The sequence below is a fragment of the Halomonas halocynthiae DSM 14573 genome (assembly GCF_000425725.1).
Taxonomy (GTDB): Bacteria; Pseudomonadota; Gammaproteobacteria; order Pseudomonadales; family Halomonadaceae; genus Halomonas; species Halomonas halocynthiae.
On sequence record NZ_KE384440.1, the window covers coordinates 433,303 to 446,911 of the forward strand.

Genomic DNA, 13,609 nt, shown 5'->3' on the forward strand with positions numbered 1-13,609 from the left:
ACGTGGCAGATTCAGGACCTTCAATTTCAAAAATAGTAGCTTCAAGTACAAGCTTTGTTGAAAAGGCCGTGGAGTTCCGACATTTTATGCTTTTCACTGCTTTTGTATTGTTGCTTGATTCCTGTTTAGTAATATTTTACGGGAAAGATCTTTTGTCATCATTCGAGAGCTTAAATGAACCGGAGGTTAATGCTGCTAATGCAATCGTATTTCTAGCTCTTTTCTTCTTTAGTATGGCGTTATTTTTCCCTGCATTGCGCCAGATTATTCGGCTAGGTATTGCGTGGGTTTACTTTAAATGGTTTTGGAGTCTAGAGAGTAAGAATGAGTATGGTGACGGCTGGCATTATCCATCACTAAAAAAAGATGAAGCTCTCAAGAATAGGGATAACTTTGTTCTTGATATAATTGCAAAACATGAAGAAGAGATAATGAATAAGCACATAAATTTAAATGTGGGTTTTGCTTTGGTATTGCTTTTCGCAGTAAACTTTTTGGCTATAGGTAGCGAGTCCCTGAATACTTTAACCCAGCAGGCGGCGTTTCTCCTCGATAAAGATTTTGGATTTTGGATAAATCGTTTGATCAATGCAGGTATTGGCGTGTTTATTATTTTTTCCCTAATCATGCTTGGCCTGTCACTTAATCCAGTTGAAGAAGATAAAGTCTATATCCCTTCAGGAAACGTAAAATCAGATGTGTAACAAAGTACTGTTGTCGGACAAGTTTTCCGCTTCGCTCCAAACTTGCCGCAAAGCACGGCGTTAGAGCGATGAGGAGAATTGCATGCACGAATGGGTAAATCTGACAACCCGAATCGGTGAGTCTATCCAAGACCCGCAAACAGACCAACTTCGTGCAGCTCTTGAAGAGCTATTCGCCTCGAAGGATGATGAGCACCCAGATAGCTGGGTTGAGTGTGGAAGTGAACAAGGTCCGCTGCACTCTCTTACTTTCTTTTACAGTGGTCGCGGATTTTATACCAAGTACTCGGATGCAGATATGACTGATGAGCTTGAAAACCGAGAGATAAAGGTGTCTAGTCCAGCCTAGGCGCTTCAGTTTTGGGAGTACTTAATCAACGGGCAGTATGAAAAGCTCTAACAAGGGCAGCCAAGGCGACGGCTTTTTCGTTTCGGCTTCGCCTCCACTACAAACCCGCGCTTGCTGCCGGCGTTATGTGTTCAAAGACTCCATCTTGGAGAATGTAGATGGAAGATGATTTTGAAGTTGAGAGGCACCAGCAATATCGCACCGAAATACCGCCACAATCGGGGCGAGGCTTCCGAGTGCAGAAGGGCGAATGCTTACGTGTAATTGACCCCGAGGGGCAACAAGTTGCCGATTTGTGGGCGTTCGTCGTGAACAGTGATGGAGTCGATTGGCTTAGCACCTCGCAAACACGGGACATTACGGAACGAATGTTTCCTGTTCCTGGCAAGAGCTTTTACAGCGAACAGGCTAATCAGGTTTTGACGCTCATCGAAGACAACTCACCTTGTCCCCACGATATGCTTTTTCCTGCATGCAACCGTGGGCTTTATGAGCGCGCCGGTTTCCCGGGCCACCCGAACTGTCGAGAGAACCTCCTGGATATCCTATCCAAAGCTGGCATTTCCCTTCCAATTGTTCCTGACCCGGTCAATCTGTTCCAGCGATCCGAGCCGCAACCCGACGGTCGGCTTGAAGTGATTGCATCAAACAATCCCCCGGGTGGAAACGTGTTGCTGCGAGCCGATGTTGATTTATTTGTCGTGATCACAGCCTGTTCCGTGGACTATCACCCAACAAACGGTGAGTGCTGTACAGGCATCGTCGTAGAGCACCAATGACTTGTTGCAGAGTCGTGGAAGGTGAGGTGCTGACGGGGTTCCCGACACATAACCAAGCCAAGCACGGCGACCACTTTTACGTTGCGGCTCCGCTTTCACTACAAAGCTGCGCGTGTTGGCAGCGTTAACTGCCCAAGGAAGTTATGAACATCGAATACAAAATCAATGAATCCATAGCGGCTGACCAATTTGTAGAGCTCTTGAAAGCATCGACACTGGGTGAGCGCCGCCCTATAGACGATAGGGAGTGCATGGAGGGCGTGCTTTCAAATAGCAACCTTATCGTTAGCGCGTGGCATAGTAACCGGCTTGTGGGTATCGCCCGAAGCGTCACTGATTTTCATTATGCCTGCTATCTGTCGGATCTGGCAGTAAGTCTAGAGTACCAAAAATCTGGTATTGGTAGGCGGCTCCAAATTCTGACTCAAGAGCAGCTTGGGCCAAAGTGTAAACTTATACTCATCGCTGCCCCAGCAGCCAACCATTACTACGAGCATATTGGTTTTCAAAACAATCCACGCTGCTGGGTGCTTGAACGTGAATCAAGTATTAGCAGTTAACAAACCAAGGCAGTGGGACATATTTTGCTTCGCTGCGCTCAAAACGCAAAATATGCCCCTGCTTGGGGCGTTATGCCTCACAAGGAAAAGGAACTTTCGATGTTTAAAATCGAGACTAAGCGTCTGATTATTAGGGATATGACTCCGAATGATGAAGGCGCTTTTGTTGCTATGTCTCAGGATGCTAAATATCAGCGTTTCTATGACGAAAGCGATTGTGATCCTAATAAATACCGAGAGTTAACACGCTTGTTTATCGCTCAGGCTTCTGAGAAGCCAAGAAAATCATACCAATTAGCTGTCGAGTGCAAGGTGTCAGGTGAGTTCGTTGGTACTGTTTGTTTACGGCTAGAGGACAATCAGCAGGCTTCGATGGGGTGTGCATTTTCCAGAGTATCTCAAGGTAATAAGTTAAGTCATGAAGCCGCTTTGGCTCTGGCAGATTTTGGGTTCTCGGAGTTGGGAGTTCACCGCATTTATGCGGAGACAATCAGTAAAAACCTGCCAGCTATTAAGCTCTGTAAGTCTCTGGGTATGCGCCAAGAAGCACATTTTAAAGAACATCGTTTTTTCAAAGGACAGTGGTGGGATACAGTGGTTTTGGCAGCCCTTCGAACCGAGTGGGGCAAGGCATAACAAACTGTTTAAGAGTGATTCGCAACGCGTGGCATTTTTACTATGCGTTGCGTTTAGTGTTTAAGGTGGTATGCGGCGGCATCGGTATTGCGTTGCTCACACCTTAACAGGGCGTTATATTCCACAAGCTGATCGGTGAGCTTTTTAAGGATAAAGGATGAAATATATTGAAATCCCCAAGTATCTTCATGAGGTCTTTGGTGAAAAGCAATCTTTAATTGAAATTACTTGTACGGCAATATTTGCCTTATTTGGTAGTTTTCTAATTTATTTCCAGTTTTATCGTCCTATAGCCTATGAAAATGGTTGGTTGACAGTGTTAGGTTTCATTCTAATTGCTGATGTGCTGGCTGGATGCATTGCAAATTTTAGCCGAGGCACAAATAAGTTTTACGCAGAAAGGAGCAAGGGACGATTTCTTTTTATTGCTATACATATTCATATCTTAGCGATAGCGTGGCTTCTTTCTGCACCCTTAGAGTATGCGTTTCTAATCTGGGCCTACACAATAATATCCGCCTTAGTGGTAAATGCTTTAAAGGACAATCGCATCCAACTGTTCATTTCTGCAAATTTAATGTGTAGTGGTTTGTTATTACTTATGTTTTTACCGTTACCCACTTGGTTTTTAATCACCAGTACGTTCTTTTTGATTAAAGTCATGTTTAGTTTCGCCGTGGATCATTATGGCAATCAGGATTAAATACGTAGCCTATCATGGTTAAGTGAATCGAATATAAAAAACGGCTCAAGAGGGATTGCCAACGCTTGACGGTTTTAGTGTAAAATTGAAATTCAGAGCTTACAGTATGTTTTTTAAGTTCGGTGGTGCGTTGTCAACCCCTTAGTCGGGACGTTATAGGTAAACCCATCATCTGCATTAGGAATAGAAAATGAAATGTTCTGTATACATAGCAACAAGCACAGACGGTTACATTGCAACTACCGAAGGAGAAGTTGACTGGCTCCATAGTGCTGGCAACCCTGATGCTGACATGGGGGATAACCCAGATATGGGTTTTGGCGCTTATATGGCTTCTGTTGACTGCATGATCATGGGGCGTAAGTGCATGGAAATGATTTCCAGCATGAATTTATCTCCTGAACAATGGCCATATGGTGACATACACATCGTAGTTTTGAGCAACACCTTAAAAACACCACCAGAAAATTTAAAAGGCAAGGTGGAAATGTACTCTGGTGAAATTACTGACTTAATAGCTCAGCTAAAAAGTAAAGGATTAAAGCATGCTTATATTGATGGCGGCTTTACAATTACCTCATTTCTTAATTTTAAGCTAATAGATGAAATGACTATAACTAGAGCGCCTGTATTGTTGGGGGCTGGCATACCTCTTTTCGGCAAGCTAAATAATCACATAAAGTTAGTGGAGGCTGAGTCAACCGCTTTTGAAAATGACTTTGTTCAAGAAAAGTACGGAGTAAATTACTTATAACAAACGGCTCCACTGAGACGCCCAAACCGACGCGCTTTTTGTGGGTTTCGCTGCGCTCACTTTACCACAAAAAGCTCTCCGGCTTGGGCGCTGGTGATCCGGGCGTTATGAATCAAAAACAATCGACAGCTGACAATCCCAATAAAGTTAATTTTTAGTTAGCCATTGACCTAAGTATAATCCTCCTCTATAGTTAGCTATATGGATAACTATGAAAATTCACTCGATAGCGTTTTTCACGCATTAGCTGACCCAACTCGTCGCGCGGTCATTGAGCGGCTTAGCCAAAAAGCTTCAACTATTAGTGAGCTTGCCGAGCCCTTTAATATGGCTTTACCGTCTTTTATGAAACATATCGGCGTTCTTGAAAAATCAGGGCTGATCGATTCGAAGAAAGTCGGACGGGTTAGAACTTGCGAAATTAAACCGGAAGCACTATCTGCAACGCAGACGTGGCTCGATGAGCAGCGGGCTTTGTGGGAAGGTCGTACGGATCGGCTTGCTGAATATGTTGAGAACCTAACCAAGGAGGAGCAATCAAAATGACTAAGAATAATGGTAACGACCTTACAGTATCCCGTATTATAAAAGCATCGCCATCAGCTGTATGGGAATCGTGGAAAAACCCTGAGCACCTTGTCAAATGGTGGGCGCCAGCACCATATCAAACTGTTTCTACTAAGCACGAATTCTTCGCAGGCGGTGGTTTTGGTACAATCATGAAGGCAGAAGATGGCACCGATGTTTATAACGCAGAAGCATGCTTTTTAGAGATTGTTGAGCATGTGCGCATCGTATGGACTTCAGCACTTAAAGGCGAGTGGCGCCCCAACAAAGATGACATGCCGTTTACCGCCATCATTACGCTAGAAGAGCACCCCGAGGGCACAAAATATACAGCGACAGCGTTACATCAGAATGACGATGACCGGCAAAAACATGCGGATATGGGATTTTTGGACGGCTGGGGTACCTGTATTGAGCAGCTTGGAAACCTAGCTGAACAGTTTGAGCAAGAAAAATAATGCACGCGACGAACTTGGGCCGAGAATATGGAGAGTTGCTTCATAACAAGGCCAGGCACGGCGACGGCTTTTCCGTTGCGGCTTCGCCTCCACTACAAAGCCGCGCGTGCTGGCGGCGTTGAGGCTGTAGAAAAACTCCTTTGATACCTAGTTTTTGGTAGGATTGAGGAAACATACGAGGAGTGGTCAGCATGCCGCGCTTCAAGGCTTATAACTACGATCAGAACGCCATGGTGGTGATCAACTACTAGGATCAGCTCCAGCCAGGCACCTTTGAACACGCTGTGCACTACCTGATCGAGCACAAGCTCGACTTGTCCGTTTTCCATCCCCAGTACCGCAACGACGCGATCGGCCGGTTGGCCTATGATCCGGCTATCTTGTTGAAGATCATTCTGTTTGCCTACTCCAAAGGCATCACCTCCAGCCGTGAGATGCAATGGTGCTGCGAGACCAATATTATTTTCAAAGCCCTTTCCTGCGATACCGTTCCCCACTTCACCACGCTGGCAAGCTTTGTCAGTCGCCATGCTGATGAGATTGAAGCACTTTTCGAACAAGTGTTACTGGTGTGTCATGAACAAGGCTTATTGGGTAATGAGCTCTTTGCCATTGACGGCTGCAAGATGTCCTCCGATGCCTCCAAAGAGTGGTCGGGTACGTTCAAAGAATTGGGCGAGAAACGGGAGAAACTGAGAGGCCTGATTCGGCATCACCTACTAGAGCACTACGCGCGTGATGAAGCTGAAACGGAAGCCGATCTGGATCGGGATATCCGACGGGCCAAAACGATTCTCTCGCTAGATGCCGCCATGAACAAAGTGGGTCGTTTCCTAAAGACGCACAGCCCAAGGATGGGCCGGGGGAAGCGAGTCAAGGAAGTGAAGAGCAATCTGACCGATAACGCAAGTGCCAAAATGACGACCAGTAAGGGCACGATTCAGGGCTATAACGGCGTCGCCACGGTGGATAAAAAGCACCAGATCATCATTGACGCTCAGGCCTTTGGCGAAGGTCAGGAGCATCACACCTTGCAGCCCGTACTGGAAATGGTCGAAGCCCGTTTTAAGAAACTGGGGATTGCGGAGAATATCTATCAGAAAGGCACCGTCGTCACCGCAGATACCGGCTTTGCCAATGAAGCTAACATGAAGTATCTGCACGAACAGCGGATCAACGGCTACATCCCCGATAATCAGTTCCGCAGCCGAGACCCGAAGTTCGCCGACCAGAAAGACAAATACGGCAAGCGCCACCAGAACCTGCCGGACAAAGGCTGGCGGGAGACGACGCCAGCTAGTGCGTTCCAGTTTGATCCAGTAGCGCTAACGTGTATCTGCCCAACCGGTGAAAAACTGTCCTTTCGCGGGCAACGAGCAACGGACACTGGTAAGACCCGGGTACACTTTGAAGGGCGTTTGCTGCAATGTCGGCACTGCCCAAAGAAAGTCCGATGCATGCAAAACCCGAGCTCGGCCGATCATCGCAACGGTGCAGGGCGACAAGTGTCTTTTGTTATCGAGAACAAACGCTTACCCAATTATACTGACTGGATGAAGCACCGAGTCGATAGCCCCAAGGGCAAAGAAATTTACAGCCATCGTATGTCAGTCGTGGAGCCCGTTTTTGGCAACATTGGCACAACGAAAAGACTGAACCGCTTCAGCCTTCGTGGTAAGAAAAAAGTGCAAGGCCAGTGGCAGCTCTACTGCTTAGTGCACAATATTGAGAAGTTAGCGAATTATGGCCACTTGGTTGCGTCATGAAGGGCTATGAGCGGGATAAGTTGCGCTTAAGAGCAAAAGGCCGTCTTCAGCAAGCTTTAGCTGGCCGCTCAAGTGGCTAAATGCCGATACTAAGATTACTCAGCCATATACCCGGCTGGGTAAATGAATAAGGACAAAAGGCGGTAGAGGTGGCTCGAAATCGGGTTTTTCTACAGCCTCGTTAAGCCTCAAGAGAAGCCATGATCGGACAACATAGAATATTTGCAGATCATTATCAGTTTTATGTCTTTGACAGTGAAGCTGATCCTTATGCGATAGATGAAGAGTGGTCTGATGAAGTGCTAAAAAAGGGATACCTACAGGGCAAGAGAACTATCCATGTTGTTACTGTCGGTGATTATAATGATCATGCCGTGACTATCCACAAAGGGCATCCCAGTGAAGTGCTGCCTGAAGGCGGGCATGGTGCTACCACTGAAATTACTATCTATTCTGGCAAGGTAAAATTGTCATCACCAGCTTATGGCTATGATGATGAGCCAGAGTTTAATATTGGGGCTGGGGTTTATAAGCTAACCATAAGATCTCTAAATTCAGGAAAAGAATATCCTGATGCCGTAGAAGATCTTGAAGACAAAGAATTTTTTAAACTGGAGCACTTAGAAAGGTATGAGCTTTATTTCGAGCCAAAGGCTTAACAAGTTTGTCCAGTTGACGCTTTGGTCTACGCTTCGTTTTGGGGTGGCTACGCCACTTTACCCCAAAACTCCACTACAACCAAAACGCAACTGACAAAGGCGTTAAGACAGGGAGTTTGAGTTGATCAATAAACATTCCAAGCGTTTCGACGAACTTAAAATAGAGTTGGAAAAAATAGAAGCTGCGAAAATCCACAAGAATGGTGAATTTGGAAGCTATCTGGCAGTTGATGAAGAGCAGCTCGATGAGTGGCGCTTGAAAGCAAAAAGTTTGATTTCAAGAGCCTGTGGGAAAGATGGTGAGCACTTGGAAGCGTTTCTAAATGCCGAGAAACCTCAGCCCTTCGAAACGAATTATGAAATTCTCAAGCGCTTACGGCCAATCTTTGCCGCGGCCCGCAGTGACTTTCAGGGTGGGCATCTCGCATCGGTCAGGAGTCTTGTGCAAGCGGAGTTGTTCGATAGCGAACTGGATCAAGCTTCAGAGCTTTTGAAGCAAGGTTACAACGGGCCAGCGGCAGTTGTTGGCGGTGTTGTGCTTGAGACGGCACTTAGAGACCTGTGTGATCAAGAATCTATACCTCATGGCAAACTAGACCAGATGAATGGATCTCTCGCTAAAGCCGGTGTCTATACAAAATTGCAGCAAAAAAGAATCACTGCAATTGCAGATATTAGAAATAGCGCAGCGCATGGGAAATGGTCCGAGTTCTCCGATTCTGATGTTGAAGACATGATCAAAGATGTTGAGCGGTTTTTGAACGAACATCTGTCTTAACCAGTTGTTGTAGTTCGTTTCGGGCCTTCGGCCCCACACCGGACGCCTACTACGCTGCGCTCCGTAGTCGCCGCTAAACAAAAGCGTTAGACGGCAGTAGTTAGTGCGTAGCTAGATTTCAGGCGAGGTAACAGTGAACGCAATCAGGTTGTTTTTCGCAGTGCCACTATTAGCGCTCTCCACTTCGAGCGTTGCGGCGGAGCAAGATGTGCTGAATCAGCTATTCGGCACGTGGGAAATCACTGAAACGTACCATTGCTCGCACATTTGCGCGATGGATGACGCAGAGGCATCAACATACATTGGTATGGAGTTCAGTTACTCCAGATACGAAGTCAGAACGCCTGAAGCCGTATGCAATAAGCCAGGCTATAAATTCGTATACATCTCCGTTGACGATTGGGTGCGCGGCTATCGATTTTATCCAACCACAATTGGGCTCAATGATGGCGATAACGTCGTCGCATATATTTCGTGTGATGAACCGTTCGGCGTGGAATTCACCGGCATCGGTAGTTCAATCATGCTCAAGGACGCAGAGACGATATTGCTGAGTTGGGACGGAATTGATTTCGAAGCGCGAAAGAAGTAGATCCACAATTGGGCTCAGTAATGAACTACAGCACATTCGCCTCCATTGGCGTCGGACCTTTTCACGCGTGTAGCGCGCTGCCGTCTAATCACTGTTATGTGTCATGAGGGATTATGGGTATTTTCGAAGTAGGCATGATTTTTTTCATTCCAACGGGAACCCTGCTCCTAAATGCATGGCGCAAGAAAATAGGTAACGCCCGAGGCTGGCACTATGGTGTCTATGTGTTTGTTTCGGTTGCAATGGCTACAACTCCGCTGCTTTACATTCGGAGTATTGAGCCCAACCACACCGCGCTGGGGGTTGTTTTGGCTGGGGCAGCGTTCTTTTGGTTCGCAATCGTAGGGGCGCGCAGTGCAAACACATAACCAGGCAGTCAACCGGACGCCAAAAGCGTGCCGCTTTTGGTTCCCTCCGCTGGCGCTCCGGCACCGGTTACCTTAGCGTTAAATGCCATAAGGAGAGTCCGTGAAAATCTACGGTGACATACAGTCCGGAAATTGTTACAAAGTAAAATTATTATGTTCACTCTTAGGAATTGAGCATGAGTGGGTTCATGTTGATATTCTTGCTGGCGGAACTCAAGCTTCTGATTTTTTGGTTAGAAATCCAAATGGTAAAATTCCATTGCTTGAACTACCTGATGGACGCTGCCTTTCCGAATCCAATGCAATTTTGAACTATTTGGCTATTGGAAGTGAGTTACTGCCCAGCGACAACTTTGATCTCGCCAAAGTTCAACAATGGCAGTTTTTTGAGCAGTATAGCCATGAACCGTTTATTGCAGTAGCGCGCTTTATTGCCAAATATTTGGGGTTGCCTGAAGATCGTCGTGCCGATTATGAATCAAAGCAGGAAGGCGGCGGTAAAGCTCTATCAGTTATGGAAGCTCAACTTAAAGAAACATCCTATTTAGCAGGCGAGAAACTAACTACCGCCGATATTACACTCTACGGTTATACTCATGTTGCCGAAGAAGGTGGGTTTGATCTTTCTAATTACCCAGCTATACAAGCATGGATTGACAGAATTGCGTCTCATCCTAAATATGTTGGCATGGCGTAACGTTAATCGTACTAAGTTTTGACGCCTATAATTTTCTATTTCCAATAAAGTCTGAACCTCAAGCGGATCTATTTGATTGGAGTGTTGTAGGCGAGTATCCAAATCCTGATAAATCCGTGGTTGCAGTACTTGAGCATGGTGTATCAAATACTGGAGCCAGAACTGCTCCGTTCTATCGCATAGAATTAAGGACAGCAGAAAACTCAAATGAGTGGCGAAACCACTGGGTGGTATGGAACAGTCAGGTTGGTCAATCTCCTGGCATTAAGTGGCTTGATCAAAATAATATCGAGATTAAACAGGTAAGCTATAGGGTCTGGGAATACGAACCATCAGTAGAGTTAAACGGTAACACTTATGGGGTTCATTTGAATGTATTGCCAACAAAACCCTAACAAGCGCATCTTGTCGGGCTGGTTTTACGCTGTGCTATAAACAAGCCGCAAGTGCGGGCGTTAGCTGCGCAAGGACTCTACTCAGGAGCATAAAAGGATGTATGTCCCGAATCACTTCAAAGAAGAAGACCAAGAGAAACTTCAACAGTACATTCGTGATTATGGCTTTGGGCTGCTCGTCATTGCGGACGATGAAGGAATTGAGGCAAACCACGTACCTTTTCATCTGAGTTCTGGCGCAAATAATTCTCTTGGATATCTTCAGTGTCATCTGGCCCGCAGTAACCCAGTTTGGCAGCGCATGCAGGGCGGCGCTCGAGTGCTCACAGTTTTTCAGGGTCCAGATGCTTACGTTTCACCGTCATGGTACCCAACCAAGGCTGAGACAGGCCGAGTTGTCCCGACATGGAACTATCTGGCTGTTCATGCGGAGGGTAGCGCCCAGATTATTCAGGATCCAAGCTGGCTGAAAAATCATCTACATCAGCTTACAGACCAGCATGAATCCTATATGGCAGCTCCCTGGTCCGTGGACGATGCGCCCACGGATTTCACTGACCGTTTGGTGCAGGCTATTGTTGGCGTTGAGATCAAAATCGAAACGTTGACCGGTAAGCTGAAAGCAAGTCAGAATCAGCCGGAGAGGAATCGGACCGGTGTTAAAGCTGGTCTAGAAACCGGAGAGGGAGCGCAGAACCGTGCAATGGCCAAACTCATCAGCTAACAAGGGACTGTTGTCAGACGTTTTTTCCGTCGCTTCGCTCCTACAAAACCGCCGCAAAGCCCAGCGTTATGCCTCAAGGAGGAAGCTGTGAAAGAGACCGGAAAGATCAATTATGTTGAGATTCCCGCCAAGGATCTTAACGTCACGAAAAGGTTCTTTGGTGATGCATTTGGGTGGACATTTGTAGACTATGGTCCAGAGTACGTAGCGATCGAGAACGCAGGACTGGATGGTGGATTCTTCAAGTCAGACAATGTGGCCACAACTGAGACAGGAAGTGTATTGGTCGTCCTTTTCAGCACTGACTTGGAAGCAACTCTCGAGAAAGTAGAGTTGTCTGGCGGAAAAATCGTCAAGGATATTTTCCCGTTCCCGGGTGGTCGCCGTTTTCATTTCAGTGACCCAAATGGCAATGAATATGCCGTCTGGTCAGAGCCAAATGCGTAACCATCGTAGGTACGGCGACGCCTTTTCCATTGTGGCTTCGCCTCTATTCCAAAGCTGCGCATGCTGCGGGCGTTGGGTCTCAGAAGCATGAAGCTGATCAGGAAGGTGATAAATGGCGTCATCTTGCTAGCGGTTGCCGCTGGTGTCTTGCTTGGTGTTGCCACCTTTCGCTTGGCGCGGCTACATTACAATAGTGAAGGCAGGTACTTTGATGGTGTCGTGGTTACACATGCGTCGGCACCAGTTGCTTGTGGTTTCCTTTGTGCTGGAGCTTTCTTCATCGCAGGCATCGCGTTTTTATTTCGGCGGTATTTAATACGTAAAACATCCATCGGGCACGACGCATAGCTATGCCGTGGCCCAACAAGGTGCTCCACGCGACGTCCACGCCTCCCCGGCCGCGCGTGAACTTGGGCGTTAGACGAAAATCGGAGAATGAGTATTAATATGGAAAGAGAGTATATTTCGGGAATGGGGAAGAACTCCGTTGTGCCCGATGAAATAAAGGGATGGAATTGGGGCGCCTTTTTGCTTAACTGGATATGGGGCATTGGAAATAGCACTTATATAGCACTTCTCATGTTTGTTCCCCTGGTTAATGTTGTAATGATCTTCGTACTGGGTGCCAAAGGAAGCGAGTGGGCATGGAGAAACCGAACTTGGCGAGATGTTGAGCATTTTAAATCGACTCAGAAAAAATGGAGAAATGCTGGGTTAGCGCTTGTTCTGGTTGTTCTCCCACTATGTTTCATCCTACTTACAAATATGATGAAAGGAGAGGCGTATGATTTGTCCGTTGACGCAGTTCAATCCAACCCTCAGGTCGTATCTATAGTTGGAGAGAACCCCAAGCCTGGGTTATTTGTCCTCGGCGAAATTTCGTATGGTGGTTCTGGTGGCACTGCCAATCTAAATTATTCTATTTCTGGTTCTAAAGGAAGTGCGGAAGTATATGTTTACGCTACAAATCTGGCAGACAAATGGGAGCTAAAAGAAGTTCTAGCCGTAAGTAAGGAAAGTGGGGAAAGGGTAGTCGTTTTAAGTCAGTCTGAGTAGCGCCTAACAATCCAAGGCAGTGGGGCATGTTTTTGCTTCGCTGCGCTCAATAATGCAAAAATATGCCCCTGCTTGGGGGCGTTATTTTTTCAATCGGGTTTCGTGATGAATATCGAGATCGTAGAAAAAGCAGATCACCCTAAGCTGATAGAAGTCTGGGAAGCGTCGGTTAGGGCAACCCACGACTTTTTAGCTGAAGGTGATCTACAGGAGTTAAAGCCGTTAATTCTGAAACAATATTTTGACGCTGTTGATTTAAGGTGCGTTAAAAACGGCAATGGTGAAATACAGGGATTTTGTGGTGTGCATGACGGTAATATTGAAATGTTGTTCATTTCACCTGATGCACGTGGAAAAGGCATTGGTGCCATGTTAGCGGCCCATGCTATTAAAGAGAAGGGAGCATCAAAGGTCGATGTAAACGAGCAGAATGAACAGGCGGTAGGTTTTTATCAGCATATTGGCTTTAAAGTGATAGGTCGGTCACCAGTTGATGGTCAGGGTAAGCCTTATCCTTTGTTGCATATGGTGCTATAAAAATTTAACAAGGTCAGGCACGGCGACGTCTTTTTCGTTGCAGCTTCGCCTTCACTACAAAGCCGCGCGTGCTGGGAGCC

The 13,609-nt window shown here is 46.5% G+C and carries 18 protein-coding genes and 1 pseudogene; all 19 read left to right on the plus strand.

Translation table 11 applies throughout. The features are described from left to right. Nucleotides 1–2 precede the first annotated feature (2 nt). The 19 genes and pseudogenes from H616_RS0111225 to H616_RS0111320 all read left to right on the plus strand — a co-directional run bounded on the left by H616_RS0111225 (nucleotide 3) and on the right by H616_RS0111320 (nucleotide 13,529). Nucleotides 3–704: a hypothetical protein gene (locus H616_RS0111225; protein ID WP_156906453.1), complete on the plus strand. Its 702-nt coding sequence runs from the start codon at nucleotides 3–5 to the stop codon at nucleotides 702–704. Nucleotides 705–786: 82 nt separating this feature from the next. Further along, nucleotides 787–1,053: a hypothetical protein gene (locus H616_RS0111230; RefSeq protein ID WP_027967448.1), complete on the plus strand. Its 267-nt coding sequence runs from the start codon at nucleotides 787–789 to the stop codon at nucleotides 1,051–1,053. A 158-nt stretch (nucleotides 1,054–1,211) separates the two neighbouring features. After that, nucleotides 1,212–1,832 carry a DUF1989 domain-containing protein gene (locus tag H616_RS0111235; protein WP_084155864.1) on the plus strand — a complete coding sequence of 207 codons (621 nt, stop codon included), beginning with the start codon at nucleotides 1,212–1,214 and terminating at the stop codon, nucleotides 1,830–1,832. Nucleotides 1,833–1,975: 143 nt separating this feature from the next. Next, nucleotides 1,976–2,392, plus strand: coding sequence for a GNAT family N-acetyltransferase (locus tag H616_RS0111240; protein ID WP_027967450.1), 417 nt, complete (start codon nucleotides 1,976–1,978; stop codon nucleotides 2,390–2,392). Nucleotides 2,393–2,491: 99 nt separating this feature from the next. After that, nucleotides 2,492–3,028: a GNAT family N-acetyltransferase gene (locus H616_RS0111245; protein WP_027967451.1), complete on the plus strand. Its 537-nt coding sequence runs from the start codon at nucleotides 2,492–2,494 to the stop codon at nucleotides 3,026–3,028. Between the two features lie 157 nt (nucleotides 3,029–3,185). Next, on the plus strand, nucleotides 3,186–3,731 hold the full coding sequence (locus H616_RS0111250; protein ID WP_027967452.1) for a hypothetical protein: 546 nt from the start codon (nucleotides 3,186–3,188) through the stop codon (nucleotides 3,729–3,731). Nucleotides 3,732–3,921: 190 nt separating this feature from the next. Then, entirely contained in the window at nucleotides 3,922–4,485 is a 564-nt protein-coding gene (locus H616_RS0111255) for a dihydrofolate reductase family protein (RefSeq protein ID WP_027967453.1), read from the plus strand. Between the two features lie 201 nt (nucleotides 4,486–4,686). Beyond that, nucleotides 4,687–5,031: an ArsR/SmtB family transcription factor gene (locus tag H616_RS0111260; RefSeq protein ID WP_027967454.1), complete on the plus strand. Its 345-nt coding sequence runs from the start codon at nucleotides 4,687–4,689 to the stop codon at nucleotides 5,029–5,031. Further along, the gene (locus tag H616_RS0111265; RefSeq protein WP_027967455.1) at nucleotides 5,028–5,510 is read left to right on the plus strand and encodes an SRPBCC family protein; all 483 of its coding nucleotides are present in this window, start codon (nucleotides 5,028–5,030) and stop codon (nucleotides 5,508–5,510) included. Before H616_RS0111260 ends, H616_RS0111265 begins: the two co-directional genes overlap by 4 nt. A 191-nt stretch (nucleotides 5,511–5,701) precedes the next feature. After that, nucleotides 5,702–7,276: pseudogene (locus H616_RS14870) on the plus strand (transposase). A 200-nt stretch (nucleotides 7,277–7,476) separates the two neighbouring features. Next, nucleotides 7,477–7,935: a hypothetical protein gene (locus H616_RS0111275; RefSeq protein WP_027967456.1), complete on the plus strand. Its 459-nt coding sequence runs from the start codon at nucleotides 7,477–7,479 to the stop codon at nucleotides 7,933–7,935. A 121-nt stretch (nucleotides 7,936–8,056) separates the two neighbouring features. Beyond that, a complete protein-coding gene (locus tag H616_RS0111280) occupies nucleotides 8,057–8,713 on the plus strand; it encodes a hypothetical protein (protein WP_205619085.1) in 657 nt (218 codons plus the stop codon). A gap of 133 nt (nucleotides 8,714–8,846) precedes the next feature. Further along, a complete protein-coding gene (locus H616_RS0111285; protein ID WP_027967458.1) occupies nucleotides 8,847–9,305 on the plus strand; it encodes a hypothetical protein in 459 nt (152 codons plus the stop codon). Between the two features lie 113 nt (nucleotides 9,306–9,418). Further along, nucleotides 9,419–9,673, plus strand: a complete 255-nt coding sequence (locus H616_RS0111290) for a hypothetical protein (protein WP_027967459.1) — start codon at nucleotides 9,419–9,421, stop codon at nucleotides 9,671–9,673. 100 nt (nucleotides 9,674–9,773) lie between these two features. Further along, nucleotides 9,774–10,370, plus strand: a complete 597-nt coding sequence (locus H616_RS0111295) for a glutathione S-transferase family protein (RefSeq protein WP_027967460.1) — start codon at nucleotides 9,774–9,776, stop codon at nucleotides 10,368–10,370. Nucleotides 10,371–10,862: 492 nt separating this feature from the next. Next, nucleotides 10,863–11,489 (plus strand): FMN-binding negative transcriptional regulator, encoded by a 627-nt coding sequence (locus H616_RS0111300; RefSeq protein ID WP_027967461.1) that lies wholly within the window; start codon nucleotides 10,863–10,865, stop codon nucleotides 11,487–11,489. Nucleotides 11,490–11,576: 87 nt separating this feature from the next. Then, the gene (locus H616_RS0111305; RefSeq protein ID WP_027967462.1) at nucleotides 11,577–11,936 is read left to right on the plus strand and encodes a VOC family protein; all 360 of its coding nucleotides are present in this window, start codon (nucleotides 11,577–11,579) and stop codon (nucleotides 11,934–11,936) included. 435 nt (nucleotides 11,937–12,371) lie between these two features. Next, entirely contained in the window at nucleotides 12,372–12,992 is a 621-nt protein-coding gene (locus H616_RS0111315) for a cytochrome c oxidase assembly factor Coa1 family protein (protein ID WP_205619086.1), read from the plus strand. Nucleotides 12,993–13,097: 105 nt separating this feature from the next. After that, complete coding sequence (locus H616_RS0111320) at nucleotides 13,098–13,529, plus strand: acetyltransferase (RefSeq protein ID WP_027967465.1); 432 nt, start codon at nucleotides 13,098–13,100, stop codon at nucleotides 13,527–13,529. Nucleotides 13,530–13,609 lie beyond the last annotated feature (80 nt).